This is a genomic window from Micromonospora sp. M71_S20 (assembly GCF_003664255.1).
In the GTDB taxonomy this organism is placed as follows: Bacteria; Actinomycetota; Actinomycetes; order Mycobacteriales; family Micromonosporaceae; genus Micromonospora.
In genome coordinates, this window is the sequence record NZ_RCCV01000001.1 from 133,713 (window position 1) to 158,202 (window position 24,490).

The window sequence follows — 24,490 nt, forward strand, 5'->3', positions numbered from 1 at the left end:
TCGGGAGGGCCGCGGATGGATGCGCCCGGGTGCGACTACCGCCGGCGGGACGCCGCCCAGCGCGTCGCCAGGGCCGCGGCGCTGCCCCAGATGCCGCGCCGGAACACCAGCACGACGAGGACGAAGATCCCGCCGGTGACCAGGCCGATCGCCTCGAACCCGGAGAACGACAGCCAGTCCTCCAGGCGGACCAGGATGCCCGCGCCGAGCACCCCGCCCCAGAGCGTGCCGATGCCGCCGAGCACCACCACGATGACCGCCTTGCCGGAGGTGGTCCAGTGCAGCACGTCGAGGGAGACGAAGCGGTGGCCGACGGCGAACAGCCCGCCGCCGAGCCCGGCGATGAAGCCCGACAGCACGAACGCGGTCAGCTTGTAGCGGTGCACCGGGTAGCCGAGCGCGCGGGCGCGGGCCGGGTTGTCGCGGATGCCGACGAGCACCCGCCCGAAGGGCGAGTGCACGATCCGCCAGGCGGCGGCCAGCCCGAGCAGCACGATCGGCAGGATCGCGTAGTAGAAGTAGTAGTCGTCGGTCAGGTCCAGCCCGAACAGCTCGCGGGGCACCCCCTGCAGGCCGTTCTCGCCGCGGGTGACCGAGCGCCACTCGTTGGCCACGTAGTAGACCATCTGCGCGAACGCCAGGGTGACCATGGCGAAGTAGATGCCCGTCCGCTTCACCGCCAGGTAGCCGATCGGCACCGCGAGCACGGCCGCCGCGAGCGCCCCGGCCAGCACCGCTGCCGGGAACGGCAGGCCGAGGTGGATGGCCGTCAACCCGGTGACGTACGCGGAGGCGCCCCAGAACGCCGCGTGCCCGAAGGACATCAACCCGGTGAAGCCGAGCAGCAGGTCCACGGCGACGGCGAAGAGCGCCCAGCAGAGGATGTCCACCGCCACCGCCGGGTAGAGCCCGTTGGGCAGCCAGAACGCCACCAGCAGGCCGACGGCGAGCAGCGCGTACCGGACCCAGCCGGGGGCCCGGGTCACGGCGACCAGCCCGGACCTCGGCGCCGGGCGACCGGCGTCGGTCTCGGTGTCGACGGTGCTCGTCATGCCGGTGCCTCCTCACGGCCGAACAGCCCGGCCGGGCGCCAGAGCAGCACGACGGCCATCACGATGAAGACGATCGTCTGCGACACGATCGGGAAGTCGGACAGGTACGCCTCGCCCCACGCCTGCACGAGGCCGATGCCGAAGCCGGCGGCGACGGAGCCGAAGATCGAGCCCAGCCCGCCGATCACCACCACCGCGAAGACCACGATGATCAGGTCGGCGCCCATCAGCGGGTTCACGGCCCGCATCGGCGCGGCCAGCACCCCGGCGAGCCCGGCGAGGCCGATGCCGAAGCCGAAGACCGGGGTGACCCAGCGTCCGACGTCGATGCCGAACGCCCGGGTCAGCTCGGGCCGCTCGGTCGACGCCCGGACCACCATGCCGATCCGGGTGCGGGTGAGCACCCACCAGACGCCGACGCAGACGGCGACCGCGAAGCCGAGGATGAAGACCCGGTAGGTGGGGAAGTCGAAAAGCCCGAAGTCGACCGACCCGCTGAGCGCGGACGGGGTCTCGTACGGGCTGGACTGCACGCCGTAGCGGAGCTTCACCAGGTCCTGGAGGATGAGCGTCAGGCCGAAGGTGAGCAGGAAGTTGTAGAGCGGGTCGAGCCGGGTGAGGCGGTGGATGAAGGCCCGCTCCAGTGCCATGCCCACCAGGGCCAGTCCCACCGGCATGATCACCAACGCCGCCCAGAACGGCACGCCCGCCTCGGTGAGCAGCACGTACGCGCCGAAGGCGCCCAGCATGTAGAACGCGCCGTGGGCGAAGTTGACCACCCGCAGCATGCCGAAGATGACCGCGAGCCCGAGGGCGAGCAGGGCGTAGAACGCCCCGCTCACCAGCCCGTTGAACGTGTTCTGCAGGAAGCCCGTCACAGCTTGCATTCCGAGGACGGGGCGGCGAACGCCTCGGCCGCCGGGATGGTCTTGAGCACCTTGACGTAGTCCCACGGCTCGGTGACCTCGGACTGCGGCTTCACCTGGGCCAGGTACGCGTCGTGCACGACCCGGTGGTCCTCGGCGCGGATCTTGCCGTTGCGCAGGAAGACGTCCTCGACGGTCTTGCCCTCCAGCGCGTCGACGATGGTGTCGGCGTCGTCGGTGCCGGCGGCCTGCGCGGCCTCCAGGTACTGGGTGGCGGCGGAGTAGTTGGCCGCGTGCGCGAAGGACGGTCGGGTGCCGGTCTCCTTCTGGAAGCGGTCGGCGAACTCCCGGTTCTTCGCGTCGAAGTTCCAGTACCAGGCGTCGGTGTACGTGGTGCCGGCGAGCGCGGCCGGGGTCAGCGAGTGGATGTCGGTGATGAACATCAGGCCGACCGCCAGCCCGACGCCCTTCTCCCGCAGCTTGAACTCGTTGTACTGCTTGACCACGTTGACCAGCTCGGCGCCGGCCTGCATGGTGCCGAGCACCTGCGGCTTCGGGTTGAGCGTCGGCGCCTTCAGCAGGAAGGTGGAGAAGTCGCCGGTGGTGTTCGGGAACGGCGCCCCGTCCTTGCCGACGACCTGCCCGCCGGCGGCGGTGATGGCGGTGGAGAAGCTCTTCTCCATGTCCTGGCCGAAGGCGTAGTTCGGGTAGAGGATGTACCAGTTCTTGCCGACCTGCTCGGTGGTGACCTTGCCCGTTCCGTTGGCCAGCATGTACGTGTCGTACGCGTAGTGGAACGTGTACCTGTTGCAGCTCTTGCCGGTCAGATCGGTGGTCGCGGCGCCGATGTTGAAGTAGAGCTTCTTCTTCTCCTTCGCCACGTCGGCCACCCGCAGCGCCGCCGACGAGGTGGGCACGTCGAGGATCAGGTCGACGCCCTGGCGGTCGTACATCTCCTGGGCCTTGGTGTTGGCGATGTCGGGCTTGTTCTGGTGGTCGGCGGTCTCCACGGTGATGTCCTTCGTCACCGCCTTGTCGCCGTGCTTCGCCTTGAAGTCGGCGATGGCCATCTCGACGGCCTTGACCGAGTTCTTGCCGGACAGCTCGGAGTACGCACCGGACTGGTCGTTCAGCACGCCCAGCACGATCTTGCCGCCGGTCAGCTTCTGGTCCCCGCCCGACTGCGGACCACCGCCGCCGCAGCCCGCGACCAGCACCATCGCCGCCGCCGAAGCGGCGGCCACACCCACCGTCCTACGCATGCCCATCCCTCCACCCCGCGCGCCGCGCGGGTCGTCGAACCGGAATTCAGATGCCGAGGTACGACAGCAGCTCCCGCTCCCGGGAGCGCACCTCGGAGTTGTCCATCGCCTCCACGACGCGTCCCTCGGCCAGCAGGTAGTGCCGGTCGGCGACGCCGGTGGCGAAGTGCAGGTTCTGTTCGACCAGCAGCACGGTCACCCCGTGCCGCTTGGCCTCGCGCAGGAGGTCGCCGACCTGCTGCACGAGCAGCGGCGAGAGCCCCTCGGTCGGTTCGTCGCAGAGCAGCAGCCGGGCGCCCATCCGCAGCACCCGGGCCAGCGCGAGCATCTGCTGCTCGCCGCCGGAGAGCATGGTGGCGGCCGAGTCCCGCCGCTGGTGCAGGGCGGGGAACGCCTCGTACACGCGCTCCAGCGACCACGGGTCGGGCCCGACGGTCGGCGGCAGGGTGAGGTTCTCCGTCACGCTCAGCGTGGCGTAGCTGCCCCGGTCGTCGGGGACCCAGCCGAGCCCCAACCGCGCCCGCCGGTACGCGGCCAGCTTTCCGACGTCCCGCCCGTCCAGCTCGATCCTGCCGCGCTGGCCGGTGTGCAGGCCCATCACGCAGCGCAGCAGGGTGGACTTGCCGGCGCCGTTGCGCCCGACGAGGGTGACCACCTCGCCGGCGGCGACGTCCAGGCTGACCTCCCGCAGCACCTGCGCCTCGCCGTACCAGGCGGACAGGTTCTCAATGCGCAGCATCAGCGGCTCCCAGGTAGGCGGTGATCACGCGCTCGTCGGCGCGCACCTGCTCGTACGGGCCCTCGACGAGGACCTTGCCGGCCTGCAGGACGGTGACGGTGTCGGCGAGCCGCCCGACGACGCTCATGTTGTGCTCGACCAGCACCACCGTCCGGCCCCGCCGGACCCGCGCGACCAGCTCGACGGTGCGGTCGACGTCCTCCAGGCCCATCCCGGCGGTCGGCTCGTCGAGCAGCAGCACCTTCGGGTCCAGGGCGAGGGCGATGGCCAGCTCCAGCGCCCGCTTGCGCCCGTACGCCAGCGCCTCGGCGGGGGCCTCGGACAGCTCAGCCAGCCCGACCATGTCGAGCAGTTCGCCGGCCCGGTCGGTGTAGCGGCGCATCAGCTTCGCCGAGCGCCAGAACCGCCAGCCCAGTCCGCTCGGGCTCTGCAACGCCAACTCGACGTGCTCCCGCGCGGAGAGCTGTGGGAAGAGGCTGGTGATCTGGAACGACCGGGCCACGCCGAGCCGGGCGACCCGCTCGGGGGGCAGCCCGGTCACGTCGCGGCCGTCAAGCTCGATGCGCCCACCGCTGGGCCGCAGGAATCCGGTGAGCAGGTTGAACAGGGTGGTCTTCCCGGCGCCGTTGGGGCCGACGAGCGCGTGGACGCTGTCCGCCGCGATGTCGAGGTCGACCCCGTCGACCGCCCGGAAACCCCGGAAGTCACGGGTCAGCCCGCGGGCCGACAGGAGCGCTTGCCCGGCCATCGCCTACTCCTTCGTAGGTCCGGCGACGGCCTGATCGGTGACCGGGGTCACATGGCCGTCGTGTGCTGGAAACCTACGGCGACGCCGGGATGTCGAACTATGTCGATGGCAGCCACATTCCGGGACGCCGGACCGTGCGGGAACTCCACCCCGCCGCCCGGCGACCCCGCCCGCCGGCATCGACAATGGTGACTGCCGGGTCGTTCCGTACCACGCCCATGTGGGCGCGCCACGCCGCGCCCCACCTGCGCTCCGCCTTGACGGATGCCCCTAGGGTGATGGCCCCCTGCCCCGAAAGGTGCCGAGCGAATGCCCTTCGGCTTCACTGTTGCGATCATCTTCGCCGTCGGCCTGGCGATCTCCGGCCTGCTCGCCCTCGCCGCTCCGAACAGGTCGGCCAAGCGGACCGCCACCCTGGCGGCGCTCGCCTGCCTCGTCGGGACGGTCGTGTTCACCGTCGGCTCCAGCGCCCACTCCGTGCCGATCCGCTCGGTCGGCATCGTCACCAGCTTCGGCAAGCCGACGGGCAAGGTCACCGGCTCCGGCCTGAAGTGGGTCGCCCCCTGGCAGAAGGTGGGCGAGTGGGACGCGGGCCGGCAGAAGTACGACCACATCGGCGGCGACCACTGCGTCCGGGTCCGCACCGGCACGCTCGCCGACGCCTGCGTCGAGGTGCTCGTCGAGTGGCAGGTCAAGCCGGAGAACGCGCCGAAGCAGTTCATGGACTACAAGGGCGACTTCGACAGCTTCCGGGGTCAGCGGGTGGGCGTGCAGCTCGACAGCGCCGTCAACGACGCCTTCGCCACGTACAACCCGCTGGAGAAGATCGACTCGAACACCGGCAGCCTGAACGTGGACCTGAAGCCCTTCGCCGAGAGCATCAAGACCAGCGCGGAGTCGCGGCTCGCCAGCGACGTCGACATCCTGTCGGTCACGATCACCCGGGTCAACCACGACGACAAGACCGAAGGCAACATCAAGGCATTCCAGGACAAGCTCGCCCAGACCCGCAACCTGGAGCAGGACCGCAAGAACGCCGCCATCCAGAAGCAGATCACCGAGACCAACGCGAAGGTCGACAAGGTGTCGCGGTGCCTGGAGATCGCCGAACGCAACGGCAGCAACCCCGGCCTCTGCATCAACCCCGGGATCATCACCGGCGCCAAGTGACGGCCGGCCGGCGTCGACCCCGCCCCCGGCCGCGCCTCGGCGTCAGCCGGTGAGCGCGTCCAGGGCGAGGTCGACGTCGTCCTCGGTGGAGTAGATGTGGAAGGACGCCCGCACCCGGCCGGCCCGGACCGCCGCCCGGACGCCGGCCCGCTCCAGCCGCTCCGCCGCGCCGGGCACCTCCACCGCGACGATCGCGCTCTCCCCCGGCGGCCGGCCCAGCCCGGCGAGGAACCGGTTGGCCAGGGCGACGTCGTGCGCCTGCACGGCCGGCACGCCGATCTCGGCAACCAGTTCCAGTGCGGGTGCGGTGCCGACCCAGCTGAACCAGGCCGGCGAGATGTCGAAGCGGCGGGCGTCGGCGGCCAGGCGCAGCGGCAGGCCGTAGTAGGAGGCGTGCGGGTCGTCCCCCGCGTACCAGCCGGCGGCGTCGGGGCGCAGCCGCTCCCGCAGCGCGGGCGCCAGGTAGGCGAACGCGGAGCCGCGCGGGGCCATCAGCCACTTGTACGCCCCGACCGCCACCACGTCGGCGAGGCTCCCGTCGAAGGGCAGCCAGCCGCACGCCTGGGTGGCGTCGACCGCGACGAGCGCGCCGTGCGCCCGGGCCGCCGCGACCACCTCGGCGTACGGGGCGACCGCGCCGTCGGCCGACTGCACCAGACTGAACGCGACCAGGTCGGTGTCGGCGTCGATCGCGTCGACGAGCCCGGCCAGCGGCACGGTGCGCACCCGCACGCCCCGCTCGACCTGCACCAGCCACGGGAAGAGGTTGGAGGTGAACTCGACCTCCGGCACCACGACGGTCGCGCCGGCGGGCAGGGCGGCGGCGACCGGGGCCAGCAACTGCGAGACCGTGCTGCCGACCGCGACGTCGGCGACCGGCACCCCGACCAGACCGGCGAAGGCGGTTCGCGACCGCTCGGTGGCCCGGCCCCAGCCCTCCCACGACGTGCGCCCGGCCCGCCAGTCGGCCAACGCCTCCTGCACCGCGTCCCACGTCGGCTCGGGCGGGAGCCCGTAGCTGGCGGTGTTCAGCCAACCCGGCTGCGGCTGCCACAACTTCTGCGCCTGTGTGATGTCCACCCCGCCGACGCTAGCCACCCGCGCCGGATACCGGGATGGCCAATCCCGCGCTCGCGGCCCCGGGTGGGGCGCTCAGGCCGCCGCCCGCAGGGCGTGCAGACCTCGTCGCACCTCGTCGAGTCCCCGGTCGAGATCCCAGGAGGCGATCTCGTGCAGCGGATGGCGCTCGCCGAGCAGTCGGACCACCTCCAGGCCGACCAGGTAGCCGCAGCGGCGCGGCAGGTCGCCCCGGTGGGCGCTGTCGCGCATGAGGAACCAGGCGGCGTACCGGTCGAGGTCGGTGGCGTCCACGTCGGCGGCGATCCGGTCCAGGATCTCCGGCCAGCGGCGCCGGCAGTCGGCGAGCCACCGCCGGTGCGTGGCACCCATCCAGAGGTACTCGTCGTCCGGTCGTCGCGGGTCCAGCTCGGCCGTCACCCGGGTGGCCAGCCCTTCCACGAGTAGCGCGTTGGCGACCCCGTGCTCCGGCCAGTCCCGGATGTGGGCCAGCCGGTCGTGCACCACGTGCGCCACCTCGTGCTGGACCAGCAGCCCGTCGTGCTCCGGCTCGCCGAGCCGCTCCGTACGCCGAGAAGTCCGGCACCAGGTCGCGGACCCGCAGCGGGCTCGCGGCGGCCTCCCCGGCGGGCACGGTCATGCCCGCGATCATGCCGCATCCGCCGCAGGCCTGCCCGGCTGCCGAGCCAGGCCCGGCGGCGTCAGCTGACGTTGGCGGGGCCGAGGACGCTCTTCAGGTCGCCCATCAGCGCGGTGGTGGCCGCCACCCGGAACGGCCCCAGCCGCAGGGTGGTGGTCCGGCCGCCGTTGAGCAGCTTGACGTGCACCTCGGTGTCGCCCGGATGCAGGACCAGGGTCTCCTTGAGTCGCTCCACCAGCGGCGGGGTGCACCGGTGCACCGGGATGGTCAGGGTGACCGGCTTGTTCGCCGGGTTGCTGCTGACGTCCGGCATGGACATGTCCATCGCCATGATCCGGGGGGTGTCGTCGCGCCGGTCCACCCGGCCCTTGACCACCACGATGGCGTCCTCGGCGATGTACTGCCCGATCACCTCGTAGGTGTTGGGGAAGAAGAGGGTCTCCACGCCGCCGGCGAGGTCCTCCAGGGTGGCCGACGCCCAGGCCCGGCCCTGCTTGGTGACCCGCCGCTGCACCCCGGAGAGGATGCCGGCGAGGGTGACCACGGCCCCGTCCGGGACGGTGCCCTCCTCCGACAGGGAGGCGATGGTGCAGTCGGCCGCCGCGCCGAGCACGTGCTCCAGGCCGAAGAGCGGGTGGTCGGAGACGTAGAGGCCGAGCATCTCGCGTTCGAAGGCGAGCTTGTCGCGCTTGTCCCACTCCCCGTCGCCGATCACGGGCATCACCGTGGTGCTGTTGGTCTCCGCGTCGCCGAAGCCGGCGCCGAAGAGGTCGTACTGGCCGACGGCCTCCTTGCGCTTGACGTCGGCGTACGCGTCGATCGCCTCGGCGTGCACCGTGAGCAGCGCCTTGCGGGAGTGCCCGAGCGAGTCGAACGCCCCGGCCTTGATCAGCGATTCGATGGTCTTCTTGTTGCAGACCACGGCGTCGACCTTCGACAGGAAGTCGTAGAAGTCGGCGTACTCGCCCTTCTCGTCCCGGCAGCGCATGATCGCGGCGACGACGTTGGCGCCGACGTTGCGCACCGCGCCGAGGCCGAAGCGGATCTCCTTGCCGACCGGGGTGAAGGGCCCCGCGGAGGTGTTCACGTCCGGCGGCAGCACCTGGATGCGCATCCGGCGGCACTCCGACAGGTAGAGCGCCATCTTGTCCTTGTCGTCGCCGACGGAGGTGAGCAGCGCCGCCATGTACTCGGCCGGGTAGTGCGCCTTCAGGTACGCGGTCCAGTACGACACCAGCCCGTACGCCGCCGAGTGCGCCTTGTTGAAGGCGTAGCCGGCGAACGGGACCAGCACGTCCCAGACCTTCTGGATCGCCTCGTCGGAGTAGCCGCGCTCCCGGCACCCGTCGCGGAAGGGGATGAACTCCTTGTCGAGGATCTCCTTCTTCTTCTTGCCCATCGCCCGGCGCAGCAGGTCGGCCTGGCCGAGGGTGTAGCCGGCGAGGATCTGCGCGGCGCGCTGCACCTGCTCCTGGTAGACGATCAGGCCGTAGGTGGGCGCGAGGATCTCCCGCAGCGGCTCCTCCAGCTCCGGGTGGATCGGGGTGATCTCCTGGAGGCCGTTCTTGCGCAGCGCGTAGTTGGTGTGCGAGTCCACGCCCATCGGACCGGGGCGGTACAGCGCGAGGACGGCGGAGATGTCCTCGAAGTTGTCCGGCTTCATCATCCGCAGCAGGGAGCGCATCGGCCCACCGTCGAGCTGGAACACGCCCAGGGTGTCACCCCGGGCCAGCAGCTCGTACGCGGGCTTGTCGTCCAGCGGCAACGCCAGCAGGTCCAGCTCCTTGCCGTGGTTGAGCTGGATGTTCTTCACCGCGTCGTCGATGATCGTCAGGTTGCGCAGGCCGAGGAAGTCCATCTTCAACAGCCCGAGCGACTCGCACGTCGGGTAGTCGAACTGGGTGATGATGACCCCGTCGGAGTCCCGGCGCATCAGCGGGATGTGGTCGATGATCGGCTCGGCGGACATGATGACGCCGGCGGCGTGCACGCCGGTCTGCCGGATCAGCCCCTCGATGCCCCGGGCGGTGTCGATGACCTTCTTGACGTCCGACTCGGCCTCGTACATGCCCCGGAGCTCGCCCGCCTCGGCGTAGCGGGGGTGCTTGGGGTCGAAGATCCCCTCCAGGGGGATGTCCTTGCCCATCACGGCCGGCGGCATCGCCTTGGTGATCCGGTCGCCGACCGCGTACGGGTAGCCGAGCACCCGGGCCGAGTCCTTGATCGCGGCCTTCGCCTTGATGGTGCCGAAGGTGGCGATCTGGGCGACCTTGTCCTCGCCCCACTTGTCGGTGACGTACTTGATGACCTCGCCGCGCCGACGCTCGTCGAAGTCGATGTCGACATCCGGCATCGAGACGCGCTCGGGGTTGAGGAAGCGCTCGAAGATCAGCCCGTGCTGGATCGGGTCGAGGTCGGTGATACCCAGCGCGTACGCCACGAGCGAGCCGGCGGCCGAACCACGGCCGGGGCCCACCGCGATGCCCTGGTTCTTGGCCCACTGGATGAAGTCGGCGACCACGAGGAAGTACGACGGGAAGCCCATCTGGGTGATGACGCCCAGCTCGTACTCGGCCTGCCGGACGTGCCCCTCGGGGATGCCGCCGGGGTAGCGCCGGGCCAGCCCGGCGAAGGTCTCCTTGCGGAACCAGGACTCCTCGGTCTCCCCCTCCGGGACGGGGAAGCGGGGCATCAGGTTGTGGAACTCGAACATCCCGGTGGGGTCGACCTTCTCGGCCACCAGCAGGGTGTTGCGGCAGCCCTCCAGCCAGAGGTCGGAGTTGTCGACGGCGCGCATCTCGTCGGCGGACTTGATGTAGTAGCCGCTGCCGTCGAACCGGAACCGGTTGGGGTCGGCGACGTTCGCCGCCGTCTGCACGCAGAGCAGCACGTCGTGCGCCTCGGCCTGGGACTCGTGCGTGTAGTGCGAGTCGTTGGTGACGACCGGCGGGATGTCCAGCTTGCGGGAGATGTCGTGCAGCTCCTGCCGGACCCGGCGCTCGATGCTGATGCCGTGGTCCATGACCTCCAGGAAGTAGTTCTCCTTGCCGAAGATCTCCTGGTAGCGCGCCGCGGCCTTGAGCGCCTCGTCGTACTGGCCCAGGCGCAGCCGGGTCTGCACCTCGCCCGAGGGGCAGCCGGTGGTGGCCATCAACCCGTCGGAGTTCGCGGCGAGCAGCTCCGCGTCCATCCGCGGCCACTTGACGAAGAACCCCTCGGTGTACGACCGGCTGGTGAGCTTGAAGAGGTTGTGCAGGCCGGTCTTGTTCTTCGCCCAGATGGTCATGTGGGTGTAGCCGCCGCTGCCGGAGACGTCGTCGCTCTTCTGCTCCGGCCGGCCCCAGCGCACCCGCTGCTTGTGGAACCGCGACTCGGGCGCCACGTACGCCTCGATGCCGAGGATCGGGGTGACGCCGGCGGCCATCGCCTGCTTGTAGAAGTCGTTCGCGCCGTGCATGTTGCCGTGGTCGGTCATCGCCACCGCCGGCATGCCCTGCCGCTTGACCTCGGCGAAGAGGTCCTTCAGCCGGGCCGCCCCGTCGAGCATCGAGTACTCCGTGTGCACGTGCAGATGCGCGAACGAATCGCCCATGCGTGGCGCCCCCCGGGTCGGATCATGGGATGGTCGAGCTCGGACGGCCTACCCTATCGCCGCCGCGAAACGCGGCTCCAGACGCCGCGCGGACAGGGTCGGGCCGGGTGGCGGGGATCTCTCCGACCGCCCCGCCGCACGCCGGCCGCCGGCACTCGCCGGGGTCCCACGACGGCTTCCGGCAGTCGGTTCCCGGACTCGGGGCGCCCCGTCCGGCGGCGGCGGCCGTAGCCTGGGCGGACGGTATCCGGCGAGCATTGGACGACCTGATGCCCCTCCTCCCGGACGGTGTCGAGGACCTGGTCGAGTCGGCGGCGCGCGGCGATCCCGCGGCGCTCGACGCGCTGCTGGTCGCGGTCCGCCCCGAGGTGCTGCGTCTCTGCGCCCGCCTGCTGCCCCACCGCGAGGACGCCGAGGAGGCGTGCCAGGACGCGCTGCTCGCGCTGGCCCGGGGCATCGGCCGGTTCGAGCGCCGGTCGTCGTTCCACACCTGGCTGTACCGGCTGACGGCCAACCGGGCCCGCTCCACGTACCGGGTGCTGCGGCGGCGCTGGCTGGTGGAGGCCGGCGGCGTGCCGCTGCCGGAACCGGTGGACCCGCGCCGGACGAGCGTGGTCGCCGGCACCCGGCTGGACCTGCTCGACGCGCTCGACGCGCTGCGCCCCGAACTCGCCGAGGCGGTGACCCTGCGCGACGTCCTCGGGCTCGGCTACCGGGAGATCGCCGGCCTGCTCGGCCTGCCCGAGGGCACCGTCAAGTCGCGGATCCACGAGGCCCGCCGGCAGCTGCGGCACCGGCTGTCCGGGGAGCCCGCCGCCGGCGAGGGGCGGCGGTGACCGCGCCGGGCCGCCGGCGGATAGCGGCGGTGACCGCGCCGGGCCACCGGCGGAGGGCGGCGGTGGCCGGGGCGGGCGAGCCGGCGGAGGGCGCCGGCGGGGGCGACGTCCGCCGGGGCACGTCGCGCGGCTCCGGCGGCTCACGGTTCGCCGCGCCGCGGCTCACCAGGATCGCGGTGGTCGCCATGATCGTGGCCGTGCCGGTCGCGGGGTGCGGCGGCGGGGACACGCCCGTCTCGCCGCTGCCGGTGCAGGCGCCGGCCTCCCGCTCCCCCGGCCCGGCCTCGCCCTCCCCGTCGGCCCTGCCGTCGTCGGCCCTTCCGCCGTCGCCGAGCACGCCGGATCGTCCGCCGGGCCCGCCGGCCGTCGTCCCCCCGGCCCGGCGGCCCCCGCCGGCTGCGCCCCCGACGACCGCCGCCGGGCGTACGCCGGGCGCGACGCGGTCGCCGAGCGGGCCGCCCGGCACCTGCTTCGGGGCGGTGCGTCACGACGTGGTGCTGGCCGAGACCGAACTGGCGCTGCTCCCCTCGCTCTGCTTCGCCACCGGCGGCGTGCTGCGGATCATCGGCATCGGGCCGGGCGAGGTGACCGTGGACCGGGAGGACCTGGTCTCCCGCAGCTACGAGGCCGGGGTGGTCGACATCCGGTTCGTCCGCCCCGGCACCGTGGACGTGCTGATCCCGCAGGGCGGCACCACGCACACGGTCACCGTGGTGGTGCGGTGACCGGCGGGCTCACCGCACCCGCACGCCGGCCAGCAGGGTGTCGACGAAGTCGGCCCGGCTGCCGGCCGGGGGCGTCACCTGGACGTAGATCAGGGCGGCGCGGCCGGGTGCGAGCCCGGCGGCCTCGACGATCTCGGGCCGCCCCTCGTCGCAGGTGAACCGGGCCACCACCCAGTCGACGCCGGCTTGGCGGGTGCGGCGCACCGGCGCGGCGGCGCACGCCGCGTGCGGGCGCTCGGCGACGAATCCCGCCGGGGTGGTCCGGGCGGCGAGGCCGGCCGACAGTCCGACGAAGGCACCCGGCACGGTCGGGTCGGCCGCCCACCGGTGCGGGTCGGGCGACACCACCAGGGCCGGTTCGAGCCGGCCGTCGTCGCCGTACCGGCCGGCCCAGCCCGTGCCGGCGGCCCGCCAGCCGGGCGGCAGCCGCACCGCCATCGGCCCGCTCGTCCAGCTCGCGGTGTCCCGCCCGCCCGTCGCGCCGTCCCCGGCCGTGGACCCGGCCCCGGCGAGGGCCAGCACGCCCAGTGCCAGCACGCCGAGCCGCCGGGCGACCGGCCGAGCCCGTGCGCGCACCCGCCGGGGCGGCGCTTTGACCGGGCCGGCGGGCGGGCCGGGCGCGGTGACCGCGTGGCGCAGGGCGGCACGGAAGGCGGCGGCGTCCGGGTACCGGTCGGCGGGTCGGTGCGCGGTGGCCCGACGCAGGACCGCGGCCACCCCGGCCGGAACGCCCCGGCGCGTCCCGGTCGCCGCGTCGACGTCAGCGTCGCGATCGGCAGCAACGGCGTCGGCGACCGGGCCGAGCAGCCGCAGGCCGAGCCGGCCCAGGCCGTACACGTCGGCGCGGGTGTCGACGACGGCGAGCGGGTCGTCCTGCTCCGGGGCCATGTAGCCGGGGGTGCCGGCCCGGGCGGTGAGACCGGAGGCGGCGGCGAGGGCCTTGGCCAGCCCGAGATCGGCGATCAGCACCCGCTCGCCGTCCGGGCCGGAGCGGAACAGGACGTTGCCCGGGGTCAGGTCGCGGTGCACCACGCCGTGGCGGTGCAGGACGGCGACCCCGGCGGCGATCTCGGTCAGCAGGGCCAGGGCGGCGGTCGGCGGCATCGGGCCGGCCGCCAGCCGGTCGTGCAGGCTGCCGCCGTCGGCCCAGTCCATGACCGAGTACGGCCGGCCGTCGGCCAGTTCGCCGGCGGCGTGGACGCGGATCAGCCGCACGTCGTCGAGCCGGCGCAGCAGGCGGGCCTCGTCGAGGAACCGCTCCCGTACCCGCAGGTCGTGGTGCCAGTTCTCGGCCAGCACCTTGATCGCCACCCGGGAGTCGAGCACCGGGTCGTGGCCGAGCCAGACCGTCGCGAACGACCCCGTGCCCAGCAGCCGCTCGATCCGGTAGGGCCCGATCCGCTCCGGACTGGTCACCGCACCACCCCCGACACCGGCACCGCCGGCCGCCGTTCCGCCTCGACAGTAGACGGCTCGTCGGTGCGGCGGCAGCCCTCGGCGGCGCGCCCGGGCCGGCCCGCAGCGCGTCGGTCGGGAACCCGACGAACCGATCCGGTCGGCGGGGAGACCAAGAGGACAAGGACATCCGCACCACCGAGGAGGAGATCCCCGTGCACCGTCTCTCGTACACCCTCGTCACCGCCCTGCTGACCACGGCCGGGCTCGTGCCGATCGCCCTGGCGGCCCCGGCCGCCGCCGCGCCCCGGCCGGCCGTCGCCGCCGGGCACCCGACCGACCACCCCCACGCCGAACCCGGCCTCGCCATCACCGGGCGGGACGAGGTCGAGGTCATCAGCGTCCGGGGCGCCGGGCCGTTCCGGATCGGGGCCGACCTGGCACGCCTGTCGGCGGCCGGCCTCATCGACTGGGTGGCTCCCGACTGCGACGGCACGGTCCACACCGGCGTCACCGGGGCCTGGGCGGGGAAGATCCTGCTGACCTTCCTCGACGGGCGGCTGGTGGGGGTGGGCACCGCCACCGCGCCGCCGCGCACCCCCGCCGGCGCGTCGGTGGGCATGTCCTTCGCCGCCCTGGAGGAGATCTACGGCCCGCGGGGCTCGATGATCCGCAACGACGCGGGCGACGCCTCGGCGTACCTGGTGCGCGTCGGTTCCCGGGTGGAGCTGTTCACCGGTCACCCGATCCGGCCGGGGGTCGGCTACCTCCAGGTCGGCCCGGCGTCCGTCGTCGAGCGCGGCTTCCGGGAGGGCCGGTCCTGCTGAGCGACCGACGCACGCGGCGGCGGACCCTCGGTGGGGTCCGCCGCCGTCCGTTTCGCCCGAACACACTGATGTTGGCGGGCGCAATGATGTATCGCTGGACGATAGTGTGTGCCACACAGTATGGTGTGACACATGGTGAGCGATGAGATCCTGCGAACGCACCTCCAGGAGTTGCGTCGGGGCACCGTGGTGGTGGCGAGCCTCGTCGCGCTGCGCCGTCCCGACTACGGCTACGCGTTGCTGCAACGCCTCTCCGACCACGGCTTTCCGGTCGACGCCAACACGCTCTACCCGCTGCTGCGGCGGCTGGAGGAACAGGGGCTGCTGACCAGCGAGTGGAACACCGAGGAGAGCCGGCCACGCAAGTTCTACCGGACCAGCGAGGAGGGCGAGTCGGTGCTGGGCCGGCTCCTCACCGACCTCGCCACAGTGCAGACCTCCCTGACCGGGCTGATCGAAGGAGCCGACCGATGAACACCCTGACCGACCGATACCTCGCCGCGACCCTGCGCTCGGTGCCGGTCGCGCGCCGCCAGGAGATCGCCACCGAGCTGCGCGCCTCGATCGAGGACATGGTCGAGGGCCGCACGGCCGGCGGGCAGGACGCCGCCGCCGCCGAGCGGGAGGTGCTCACGGAGCTGGGCGACCCGGACAAGCTCGCCGCCCGCTACGCCGACCGCCGGTTGCAGCTGATCGGCCCGGCCTACTACCTGGCCTGGTCACGGCTGATGAAGCTGCTGCTCAGCTTCATCCCGGCGATGGCCGGCGTGCTGGTCGGCCTGCTGAAGGTCGCCGACGGCGGCGACGCGGGTGAGGGGATCGGCGCCGGCATCTCCGCCGCCATCCAGGTGGCGGTCCAGATCGCCTTCTGGGTGACCGTGGTCTTCGCGGTGCTGGAGCGCACCAAGACCCCCCTGCACCTGCCCGAGTGGAACGTCGACCAGCTCCCGGAGGACACGACCGGCCGGCAGATCACCCTGACCGACATCGCCGCCTCGGTCACCTTCCTGGCACTGATCATCATCTACCTCCCGATGCAGCACTTCCGCTCGTTCGTTCCCACCGACGGTGAGAACCTGCCGATCCTCGACCCGGCGCTGTGGAGCTTCTGGCTGCCGTTCCTGATCGCGGTGCTGGTCGCCACCATCGGCCTGGAGATCGCCAAGTACCGGGCCGGGCGCTGGACCTGGCCGCTGGTCGCGGTGAACGCGGTGCTCGACCTGGCGTTCGCGGTGCCGGTGGTCTGGCTGATGTCGACCGACCGGCTGCTCAACCCCGAGTTCGTGGCCCGCTTCGAGTGGCTCGGCGAGGGCGACAACCTGAACCTGGTCGCGACCGCCGTGATCGCCGGCACGGTGCTGGTGACGCTCTGGGACATCCTCGACAGCGCCGTCAAGACGTACCGCAACCGCACCTGATCCCACCACGACCACGGCCCGGCGCGCCCCCGCGTGCCGGGCCGTGGCGCGTGCCGACGCCGGCCACCAGCCGGGGCGCGGCGCACCGGCGGTCGCCCCGGCGAGGAAGCCGGCCGGGTGCCGGACCGGCGGCGGCCGGCGGGATGAGATCCTGACCTGGATGAACAGCGACACCGACGAGGGCTGGCGGCGCCCGGGGCCCACCCCGGAGCAGCGCCGGCTGGACGTCTACACCGGGTTGGCCGCCACCGTTCTGGCGCTGTTCAGCCTGACCCTGACCCGCAGCGCCGGCGCGTTCCTGCTCGGCCCGCCGCCGTCCGGCCCGGAGCAGATCTTCTGGACCGTCGCGGTGACCCTGCCGCTGATCTGGCGACGCCGGTTCCCCGCCGCCGTCACGCTGGTGGTCTCGGTCGCGTTCATCGCCGCGCAGGCCCGCTCCGCCCCGGAGACGCAGCTCGCCTCGTGGGCGCTGTTCGCCGCCCTCTACACGCTGGGCGCGTGGGGCCGGGACCGGCGGCTGTCCCGACGGCTGCGGATCGGCGTCATCGCCACCATGTTCCTGTGGCTCGGGATCTACTACGCGACCACCTACACCAACATCCCCGCCGACGCGTTCGCCCGCGCGGTCGGGCCCGTGCCCCCGTTGCTCGCGGCGATGGTGAACGGGGTGCTGGTCAACGGCCTCTACTTCGGGTTCGCGTACTTCTTCGGGGAGACCGCGTGGCTGGCCGCCCGGCGTCAGCACGAGGTGCAGGCGCGGGCCGAGGAGCTGCGCCGTTCGCAGGCCGAGATCCGCGAGCACGCGGTGGTGGGCGAGCGGGTCCGCATCGCCCGCGAGCTGCACGACGTGGTCGCCCACCACGTGTCGGTGATGGGGGTGCAGGCGGCCGCCGCCCGCCGGGTGTTCGACAAGGACCCGGTCAAGGCCCGCACGGCGCTGAGCGCGATCGAGGAGACCGCCCGCACGGCCGTCGACGAGCTGCGCCGGATGCTCGGCCTGCTCCGCGCCCGCGACGGCGGCCCGGACCGCCCCGACCAGCCGGGGCCCGCCGGGATAGACCGGATCACGGCCGTGGTCGAGCGCGCCCGCGAGGCCGGGCTGCGGGCCACCATGGGGGTGTACGGGGACCCGACGCCGCTGCCGGAGTCGGTCTCGCAGGCCGCGTACCGGGTGGCCCAGGAGGCCGTGACGAACGCGCTCAAGCACGCCGAGGGCGCGACCGCGCTCGACGTGCGGATCCGCTACCTGGCACACGAGGTGGAGGTCGACGTGACCGATGACGGACGGGCCACCCGCCCGCCGAACGCCGACGGGCTCGGCCTGGTCGGGATGCGCGAGCGGGTCGCCACCCACGGCGGCGCGCTGGAGGTCGGCCCGCGCGCCGGCGGCGGCTGGCGGGTACGGGCCCGGTTCCCGCTGCCGCTGCCGGTGGGGCGGCCCGCGTGAGCGCCGGGGACGAGGTGCCCGGGACCGACCGTCCGGTCCGGGTGCTGCTCGCCGACGACCAGCACCTGGTCCGCACCGGCTTCCGGGTCATCCTGGAGGTGGAGGACGACATCGAGGTCGTCGGGGAGGCCGCCGACGGGGAGCGCGCCGCCAGCATGACCCGGGCGCTGCGTCCGGACGTCGTGCTGATGGACGTGGAGATGCCCGGGGTCGACGGGCTGGAGGCCACCCGGCGGATCACCGCCGAGGAGGACGGGCCGGGCGGGCCGGCCGTACTGATCCTCACCACGTTCGACCGGGACGACTACCTGTTCGCCGCGCTGCGCGCCGGGGCCAGCGGCTTCCTGCTCAAGAACGGCACCCCGGAGGCCCTGATCGAGGCGATCCGGGTGCTCGCCCGGGGCGACGGTCTGCTCGCCCCGGAACTCACCCGGCGGGTGATCGCCACCTTCGCCCGCCCCGGCGAGCCCGTCACCCCGGGCGGCCCGAGGACGGCTCCCGAGGCGGCACTGCGGGATCTCACCCCCCGCGAGCGGGAGGTCCTGGTCCTGGTCGCCGGCGGCGCCAGCAACGCCGAGATCGCCGCCGAGCTGCACCTGGGCGAGGCGACGGTGAAGACGCACGTCAGCCGGGTGCTCGCCAAGCTGGGCCTGCGCGACCGGGTGCAGGCGGTGGTCTTCGCGTACGAGCACGGGGTCGTGCGCCCCGGCGGCTGACCCGGCTCCGCCACGAGGGGGACGTCCCGCTCGATCTCGGGACGGACGGCGGGCGGCGGCCGACGATCTAGCGTGGACGCCGTGACCAATGTGCTCCGCCTCGACGGCGTCGACCGCAGCTTCGGCGACCGGCGGGTGCTCCAGAACGTGTCCTTCGACGTGGCCGCCGGCCGGATGACCGGCTTCGTGGGCGGCAACGGCGCCGGCAAGACCACCACCATGCGGATCATCCTCGGGGTGCTCGCCCCGGACGCCGGCGAGATCACCTGGCAGGGAGCACCGCTGAGCCGGCAGGCCCGCCGGCGCTTCGGCTACATGCCGGAGGAACGCGGCCTCTACCCGAAGATGAGCGTCCGGGACCAGGTGGCCTACCTGGGTCGGCTGCACGGGATGAGCGCCGCCGCCGCGCGCCGCAACACGGACGCGCTGCTGGAGCGGGTCGGGCTCGCCGAGCGCGGCGACGACCTGCTGGAGACGCTGTCGCTGGGCAACCAGCAGCGCGCGCAGATCGCCGCCGCCCTGGTGCACGACCCCGAGGTGCTGGTGCTCGACGAGCCCTTCTCCGGGCTCGACCCGTTGGCCGTGGACACGGTCGTGGCGGTCCTGCGGGAGCGGGCCGCCGCGGGCGCGCCGGTGCTCTTCTCCAGCCACCAGCTGGACGTCGTCGAGCGGCTCTGCGACGACCTGGTGATCATCGGGGGCGGCCTGATCCGGGCCGCCGGCAGCCGGGAGGAGCTGCGCGCGACGTACACCGTGCCCCGGTACGAGCTGGTGGTGGAGACCGACGCCGGCTGGCTGCGGGACCAGCCGGGGGTGACCCTCGTCGACCTGGACGGCGCGCGCGCCGTGTTCGACCTCGCGCCCGGCACGGACGAGCAGCCGGTGCTGCACGCGGCGCTGGCGCGCGGCCCCGTCCGCGCGTTCCGCCCGGTCAGCCCCTCCCTCACCGAGATCTTCCGAGAGGTCGCCCAGTGAACACCATGCAGGCCACCCGGCTGGTCGCCGCCCGTGAGATCCGGGTCAAGCTGCGCGACCGCACCTTCCTGTTCAGCACGCTGTTCTTCCTGCTGATCGCCGCCGCCGCGACCATCCTGCCGCCGCTGCTCTCCGGCGGCCCGTCGAGCGTGGCGGTGACCGCGGCGGCGGCCGGCCCGCTGCGCGAGGCCGGGCTCCAGGTGCGTACGGTCGCCGACGACCGCGCCGCCGAGCAGGTCGTACGCGACGGCGACGTCGACGCTGCGGTGGTCTCCGGACCGGCGGTGCTCGCCATGGACGAGGCCCCCGACGACGTGGTGGCGGCGCTGAGCACGCAGCCCGCGGTCCGGCTGCTGGACCCCGACGCGGTGGACCCGGTGGTGGCCTTCCTGGTGCCGTTCGCCTTCGCGTTCATCTTCTTCGTCACCTCGCAGACCTTCGGCGTGCAGATCGCGCAGAGCATCGTCGAGGAGAAGCAGACGAGGATCGTGGAGATCCTGGTGGCCGCAGTGCCGGTACGGGCGTTGCTGGCCGGCAAGATGATCGCCGGCACGGTGCTGGCCCTCGGGCAGATCGCGCTGGTCGCCCTCGTCGCCCTGGTCGGGGTGCAGTTCGGCGACAGCGGCGGGCTGCTCTCGCTGCTGGCCCCGGCGATCGGTTGGTTCCTGCCGTTCTTCCTGCTCGGCTTCGTGCTGGTCGCGGCCATGTGGGCGGCGGCCGGCGCACTGGTGAACCGCCAGGAGGACATCGCGGGCGTGTCGACGCCGGTGCAGCTCGCGGTCATGCTGCCGTTCTTCGCGGTGATCTTCCTGAACGACAACGCGACGGCCATGCGGGTGCTGTCCTACCTGCCGTTCTCCGCGCCGACGGCGATGCCGTTGCGGCTGTTCACCGGGGACGCGGCCGGCTGGGAGCCGCTGGTGTCCCTGGCCCTGCTGCTGGTCGCGGCCGCCGGGTTCGTGGCCGCCGGGGCCCGGGTGTACGAGGGCTCGCTGCTGCGCACCAACGGCCGCACCTCGGTGCGGACGGCGTGGCGGTCGCGGGAGAAGACGCTGGGCTGAGCGCCGGCGCCGGCGGGCCACCGGCCCGCCGGCGCCGGCGTGGCACGTGCGGGTCGACGGCGGATGCCGCGTCGCCGCCGGTCGACGGCGGACGCCGCCGGCGCGACGCGTCAGGCGCCGGGCGACGCGCGGTCAGCGGGAGGGTGGGACCGTGTCCCAGCGGGACGGCGGGACGGTGTCCCAGCCGGACGGCAGGGCCGGCACCGGCCAGGCCGGGTCCGGGCGCCAGGCCGACCAGGCCTCGTCCCACCAGCGCTCCCCCGCGTCGAGCAGGGCGGCGATCCGGTCGCCCTCGGCCCGGATCGCGTCGGCCATCCCCGGGTAGCGCCCCTCGTCGAGGCGCTGGGCGAACAGCTCCACGTCCTTCCAGACGTAGCGGCCGTCGCCGGCACCCCACCAGAGGTCCAGCTCGTGGTCGAGGGTGTCCACCCCGATCGGCGTACGCCGCAACGGCTCCTGGAGGTTGAAGTACCAGCCGGCGAAGGCACGCTCCGGGCCGACCCAGAAGACGTCCACGGAGTGCGCCTCACCCGGGCGGTGCAGCATGAGCTTGCCGTGCCCGCTCCACGCCCGGTGCCCGGCGGCCTGCCACGGGTGCCGCCCGCACGGGAAGCCGCCGGCCTCGGGGAAGCCGAACTCCGCGCCCGGAGGCAGGTAGAGCACGAGCAGGTCGGGCGAGTCCTCGACGCAGATCGTCGGGCAGCCGAACCACACCTCGCCGCGCAGGATCTCGCGCCGGACCACGACGTCGCCCGGCGCGAACCGGCCACCGTCGCCCGCCCGACCACCGCTTCGCCCCGCCTCGCCCGGAAGATCCACTCCCGCAGCCTAGTCAGCGCGGGGCGGCACACCCCCGAGCACGAAGCCCGCGCGTCCGGCGAAATCGGTCGCATGTCGGACAGAACGCGCCGGTTCGGGGGCGACGCGCGGGCCACCGCCTCCCGCCGTCGGCCCCCGGTCGGTGCTGGGAGTCGACGGCGGTCGCGGCGGTGCCGGCCCGCGCACCGGGGACGTCGGGATCAGCCGACGGCCTCCATCACCTCGTCGCTGACGTCGAAGTTCGCGTAGACGTTCTGCACGTCGTCGCAGTCCTCCAGGACGTCGATCAGCTTGAAGATCTTGCGGGCGCCCTCCTCGTCGAGGGGGACGTTGACGCTCGGGATCAGCGACGACTCGGCCGACTCGTACTCGATGCCGGCGTCCTGAAGCGCGGTGCGGACGGCGATCAGGTCGGTCGGCTCGCAGACCACCTCGAACGCCTCACCCAGGTCGTTGACCTCCTCGGCGCCGGCGTCGAGGACCGCCATCATGACGTCGTCCTCGGTCGTCGCGCCCTTGGGGACGATCACCACGCCCTTGCGGGAGAACATGTACGACACCGAGCCCGCGTCGGCGAGCGAGCCGCCGTTACGGGTCAGCGCGGTGCGCACCTCGGTCGCCGCCCGGTTGCGGTTGTCGGTCAGGCACTCGATCAGCATCGCCACGCCGTTCGGGCCGTAGCCCTCGTACATGATGGTCTGCCAGTCGGCGCCGCCGGCCTCCAGGCCCGAGCCGCGCTTGACGGCGCGGTCGATGTTGTCGTTGGGGACCGAGTTCTTCTTCGCCTTCTGGATGGCGTCGTAGAGCGTCGGGTTGCCGGCCGGGTCACCGCCGCCGGTGCGCGCGGCGACCTCGACGTTCTTGATCAGCTTGGCGAACATCTTGCCGCGCTTGGCGTCGATGACCGCCTTCTTGTGCTTGGTCGTCGCCCACTTTGAGTGGCCGGACATCTGCTACCTCCGTTGCTACCCGCCGTCTGCATCGACCGACCGCGCACGCCCCGCCCCCGCCGGCGCACGCGGTGGTGCCGGTCAGCCCTGCGGGAAAGCCGTGACGGGCAGCTGGCCCCGCCGAATCTCGGCAATCCTACCGACGCCCGGCGGGTCGCTGTCACCGCGCCGCGCGCCGCCGTCCCGCCCCGCCCGCCCGCAACGGGACGGACGGGACGAAATCGCGGCTGCGGTCAGGACCCGAAGCCGTACGAGCCCAGCACCCTGAACCCGGAGGTGGACCGCTGTTCGCACCGGTCCTCCAGGCCGGGCCGGTAGCGGCGGAACGACTCCAGCTCTGGCAACGGGCCCGGCAGCTCGGGCGCCACGGCGATGTCCACGAAGCTCCGCTCGTCGTCCAGTTGGAGCGTCACGAACCGCAGCCCGGCCGGCTGGGTCCGGGCCACCTCCTCGTGGACGGCCCCGAGCAGGCGCAGGTGCTCCGACAGGTGCCCGGCCCGGACCCGGTAGCTGATGATGATCGTCTCCATGCTCACCCCATCCGCTCCGCGCCGGCGTCGGCCGCCACCGGGTCACCGGGGCGCGGCTCGCGCGCCTGGGCGACGATCTCCGTCAGCATCGCCGACAAGGCTTCCGCCCGCTCGGTCGCCGGCGCGATCCGCCCCGGTGCCGTCGGATCGCCCGGATCCGCCTCGGAGAAGTCGAAGTCGGTGAAGACGGTCAGCGAGACCGCCGTGGGCACGACCGTCGCCCGCACCTCGGTCAGGACCTGCCGTAGGTGCTCGCCGGCCAGAGTGCCGCCCCGCACGCCGTAGCTGAGTATTCCCGCCGGCTTGCCGTTCCACTCGGCGTGGAGGTAGTCGACGGCGTTCTTCAGCGCGGCCGGCACGGAGTGGTTGTACTCCGGCGTGACGAACACGAACGCGTCACAGGCCCCCACCAGCGCGGACCAGCGGCGGGTGTGCGGGTTGCGGTAGTCGCCGAACATCGCCGGCACCGGCTCGTCGAGCAGCGGCAACTGCTGCTCCGCCAGGTCCAGCACCGTCACGGTCGCCGCACCGGAGCGCACCGCGTCGTGCCCCGTCGCGACCTGCGTCGCCCACCCCGCGACCGCCGGGCAGCGCCGGCCGGGACGGGTGCTTCCCACGATCAGGCCGATCCGGACCGGCCCTGCTGTCTGTGCGTTCTCCATGCCGACGAGCCTGCGACCGGTCCGGCGGCGCGGGGAGACCGCCGCAAGGGTGGCCCCGACAGGGCCACCCTCTGTCGACGGAACACTGCCAGGATGGCCGGGTGATGGACGGGGAGTTGGGCGCGTTCCTGCGTAGCCGCCGGGAAGCCGTGCAGCCGGCCCAGGTCGGCCTCGCCGCAGGATCCCGGCGGCGCACGCCCGGGCTGCGTCGAGCCGAGCTGGCGACGCTCGCACAGGTCAGCGTCGAATACCTGACCCGCCTGGAACAGGGCCGCGACACCCATCCGTCGCCCGAGATCCTCGCCGCACTCGCCGACGCCCTGTTGCTGGACGACGCCGACCGCGAGCATCTGCGGCAGTTGGCGGCGGCGAACCACGGCCGGAGCCTGTGCCCGGGTGAGCGGCAGACGGTCTCCCGCACGGTTCGGCCGACCGTCGGCGCGGTGCTCGACGCGCTGCGGGACTCCCCCGCATACGTGCTGAACCGGCTCGGCGACCTGCTGGCCTGGAACGATCCGTACGACCGGCTGGCCCGCCCGCTGGGCCTGTTCGACGGCGACCGCCCCAACCTGGTGTGGTTCGTGCTGGCCGACGAGCGCGCCCGCGACCACTTCCCCGACTGGGCAAAGCTGGCCGACCAACAGGTCGCCGAGCTGCACCGGCTGCGCCAGGGTGACCCGGCCGTCGACGACTTCGCCGAACGGCTCGCCCGTACGGTCGGCGCGCCCTTCACCGGGCGGTGGCAGCGGCGACCGGTGGCCGCGCCGGTCACCGGTGTGCGAGGGCTGCGGCACCCGGAGGTGGGGCTGCTGCGCCTGACCTACGAAACGCTGGAGTTCGCCGACAGCGACCACCAGCGTCTCGTCGTCCACCTTCCCGCCGACGCGGCCACCGCGGCCGGGTTGGACCGGCTACGGGGCCGCCTGCCCGGGCACCTGCGCTCGGTGGCCGGCTGAGGCGACGGGCCCTCCCGGGCGGAGGAC

24 protein-coding genes are annotated in these 24,490 nt (G+C 73.1%); 11 read left to right on the top strand and 13 right to left on the bottom strand.

The window, feature by feature from the left end; translation table 11 throughout:
• Positions 1-35: 35 nt before the first annotated feature.
• Genes DER29_RS00630 through DER29_RS00650 form a run of 5 tightly spaced genes read right to left on the bottom strand, consistent with a single transcriptional unit; the run spans position 36 to position 4,667 of the window.
• Complete coding sequence (locus DER29_RS00630; protein ID WP_121395353.1) at positions 36-1,052, bottom strand: branched-chain amino acid ABC transporter permease; 1,017 nt, start codon at positions 1,050-1,052, stop codon at positions 36-38.
• Positions 1,049-1,930 (bottom strand): branched-chain amino acid ABC transporter permease, encoded by an 882-nt coding sequence (locus tag DER29_RS00635; RefSeq protein WP_121395354.1) that lies wholly within the window; start codon positions 1,928-1,930, stop codon positions 1,049-1,051. The genes DER29_RS00630 and DER29_RS00635 overlap by 4 nt, the downstream gene beginning before the upstream one ends.
• Complete coding sequence (locus DER29_RS00640; protein ID WP_121395357.1) at positions 1,927-3,186, bottom strand: ABC transporter substrate-binding protein; 1,260 nt, start codon at positions 3,184-3,186, stop codon at positions 1,927-1,929. Before DER29_RS00640 ends, DER29_RS00635 begins: the two co-directional genes overlap by 4 nt.
• 40 nt (positions 3,187-3,226) lie before the next feature.
• Positions 3,227-3,919: an ABC transporter ATP-binding protein gene (locus DER29_RS00645; RefSeq protein WP_121395359.1), complete on the bottom strand. Its 693-nt coding sequence runs from the start codon at positions 3,917-3,919 to the stop codon at positions 3,227-3,229.
• Complete coding sequence (locus DER29_RS00650; RefSeq protein WP_121395361.1) at positions 3,906-4,667, bottom strand: ABC transporter ATP-binding protein; 762 nt, start codon at positions 4,665-4,667, stop codon at positions 3,906-3,908. Before DER29_RS00650 ends, DER29_RS00645 begins: the two co-directional genes overlap by 14 nt.
• 309 nt (positions 4,668-4,976) lie before the next feature.
• On the opposite strand from DER29_RS00650, the gene DER29_RS00655 reads away from it, so the two are divergent.
• Positions 4,977-5,837 (top strand): SPFH domain-containing protein, encoded by an 861-nt coding sequence (locus DER29_RS00655; protein WP_121395363.1) that lies wholly within the window; start codon positions 4,977-4,979, stop codon positions 5,835-5,837.
• A 42-nt stretch (positions 5,838-5,879) separates the two neighbouring features.
• On the opposite strand, the gene DER29_RS00660 is transcribed toward DER29_RS00655, so the two are convergent.
• From DER29_RS00660 to dnaE, 3 genes are all read right to left on the bottom strand, one after another.
• Positions 5,880-6,917 (bottom strand): aminotransferase class V-fold PLP-dependent enzyme, encoded by a 1,038-nt coding sequence (locus DER29_RS00660; RefSeq protein WP_121395365.1) that lies wholly within the window; start codon positions 6,915-6,917, stop codon positions 5,880-5,882.
• A gap of 72 nt (positions 6,918-6,989) precedes the next feature.
• The gene (locus DER29_RS00665) at positions 6,990-7,421 is read right to left on the bottom strand and encodes a hypothetical protein (RefSeq protein ID WP_148709956.1); all 432 of its coding nucleotides are present in this window, start codon (positions 7,419-7,421) and stop codon (positions 6,990-6,992) included.
• 194 nt (positions 7,422-7,615) lie between these two features.
• Positions 7,616-11,146: a DNA polymerase III subunit alpha gene (gene dnaE / locus DER29_RS00670; protein ID WP_121395369.1), complete on the bottom strand. Its 3,531-nt coding sequence runs from the start codon at positions 11,144-11,146 to the stop codon at positions 7,616-7,618.
• A gap of 269 nt (positions 11,147-11,415) precedes the next feature.
• Here dnaE and DER29_RS00675 point away from each other — a divergent pair, with 269 nt between their 5' ends.
• Both DER29_RS00675 and DER29_RS00680 read left to right on the top strand, forming a co-directional pair.
• A complete protein-coding gene (locus DER29_RS00675; RefSeq protein ID WP_121398861.1) occupies positions 11,416-11,982 on the top strand; it encodes an RNA polymerase sigma factor in 567 nt (188 codons plus the stop codon).
• Entirely contained in the window at positions 11,979-12,707 is a 729-nt protein-coding gene (locus tag DER29_RS00680; protein ID WP_148709957.1) for a hypothetical protein, read from the top strand. Before DER29_RS00675 ends, DER29_RS00680 begins: the two co-directional genes overlap by 4 nt.
• Before the next feature lie 9 nt (positions 12,708-12,716).
• Here DER29_RS00680 and DER29_RS00685 read toward each other — a convergent pair whose 3' ends face one another.
• Positions 12,717-14,123 (bottom strand): serine/threonine-protein kinase, encoded by a 1,407-nt coding sequence (locus DER29_RS00685; protein ID WP_121395373.1) that lies wholly within the window; start codon positions 14,121-14,123, stop codon positions 12,717-12,719.
• 194 nt (positions 14,124-14,317) lie between these two features.
• On the opposite strand from DER29_RS00685, the gene DER29_RS00690 reads away from it, so the two are divergent.
• The 7 genes from DER29_RS00690 (at position 14,318) to DER29_RS00720 (ending at position 20,546) form a co-directional block, all read left to right on the top strand.
• A complete protein-coding gene (locus DER29_RS00690) occupies positions 14,318-14,929 on the top strand; it encodes a hypothetical protein (RefSeq protein ID WP_121395375.1) in 612 nt (203 codons plus the stop codon).
• A 132-nt stretch (positions 14,930-15,061) separates the two neighbouring features.
• Positions 15,062-15,403 carry a PadR family transcriptional regulator gene (locus tag DER29_RS00695; protein ID WP_089001033.1) on the top strand — a complete coding sequence of 114 codons (342 nt, stop codon included), beginning with the start codon at positions 15,062-15,064 and terminating at the stop codon, positions 15,401-15,403.
• Entirely contained in the window at positions 15,400-16,347 is a 948-nt protein-coding gene (locus DER29_RS00700) for a permease prefix domain 1-containing protein (protein WP_121395376.1), read from the top strand. Before DER29_RS00695 ends, DER29_RS00700 begins: the two co-directional genes overlap by 4 nt.
• A gap of 160 nt (positions 16,348-16,507) precedes the next feature.
• Positions 16,508-17,794 (top strand): sensor histidine kinase, encoded by a 1,287-nt coding sequence (locus DER29_RS00705; protein ID WP_121398863.1) that lies wholly within the window; start codon positions 16,508-16,510, stop codon positions 17,792-17,794.
• Between the two features lie 14 nt (positions 17,795-17,808).
• Positions 17,809-18,510, top strand: coding sequence for a response regulator transcription factor (locus DER29_RS00710; protein WP_121398866.1), 702 nt, complete (start codon positions 17,809-17,811; stop codon positions 18,508-18,510).
• An 81-nt stretch (positions 18,511-18,591) separates the two neighbouring features.
• Positions 18,592-19,485 (top strand): ABC transporter ATP-binding protein, encoded by an 894-nt coding sequence (locus DER29_RS00715; RefSeq protein ID WP_121398868.1) that lies wholly within the window; start codon positions 18,592-18,594, stop codon positions 19,483-19,485.
• Positions 19,482-20,546 carry an ABC transporter permease gene (locus DER29_RS00720; protein WP_121395378.1) on the top strand — a complete coding sequence of 355 codons (1,065 nt, stop codon included), beginning with the start codon at positions 19,482-19,484 and terminating at the stop codon, positions 20,544-20,546. The genes DER29_RS00715 and DER29_RS00720 overlap by 4 nt, the downstream gene beginning before the upstream one ends.
• 132 nt (positions 20,547-20,678) lie before the next feature.
• Here DER29_RS00720 and DER29_RS00725 read toward each other — a convergent pair whose 3' ends face one another.
• The 4 genes from DER29_RS00725 to DER29_RS00740 all read right to left on the bottom strand — a co-directional run bounded on the left by DER29_RS00725 (position 20,679) and on the right by DER29_RS00740 (position 23,507).
• Complete coding sequence (locus tag DER29_RS00725) at positions 20,679-21,365, bottom strand: DUF402 domain-containing protein (protein WP_199729062.1); 687 nt, start codon at positions 21,363-21,365, stop codon at positions 20,679-20,681.
• A 200-nt stretch (positions 21,366-21,565) separates the two neighbouring features.
• The gene (locus tag DER29_RS00730) at positions 21,566-22,315 is read right to left on the bottom strand and encodes a YebC/PmpR family DNA-binding transcriptional regulator (protein WP_121395380.1); all 750 of its coding nucleotides are present in this window, start codon (positions 22,313-22,315) and stop codon (positions 21,566-21,568) included.
• A 233-nt stretch (positions 22,316-22,548) separates the two neighbouring features.
• Positions 22,549-22,845, bottom strand: coding sequence for a hypothetical protein (locus tag DER29_RS00735; RefSeq protein ID WP_121395382.1), 297 nt, complete (start codon positions 22,843-22,845; stop codon positions 22,549-22,551).
• A gap of 2 nt (positions 22,846-22,847) precedes the next feature.
• Positions 22,848-23,507 carry an NADPH-dependent FMN reductase gene (locus DER29_RS00740; protein WP_121395384.1) on the bottom strand — a complete coding sequence of 220 codons (660 nt, stop codon included), beginning with the start codon at positions 23,505-23,507 and terminating at the stop codon, positions 22,848-22,850.
• Positions 23,508-23,611: 104 nt separating this feature from the next.
• On the opposite strand from DER29_RS00740, the gene DER29_RS00745 reads away from it, so the two are divergent.
• Complete coding sequence (locus tag DER29_RS00745; protein WP_233599598.1) at positions 23,612-24,463, top strand: helix-turn-helix transcriptional regulator; 852 nt, start codon at positions 23,612-23,614, stop codon at positions 24,461-24,463.
• Positions 24,464-24,490 lie beyond the last annotated feature (27 nt).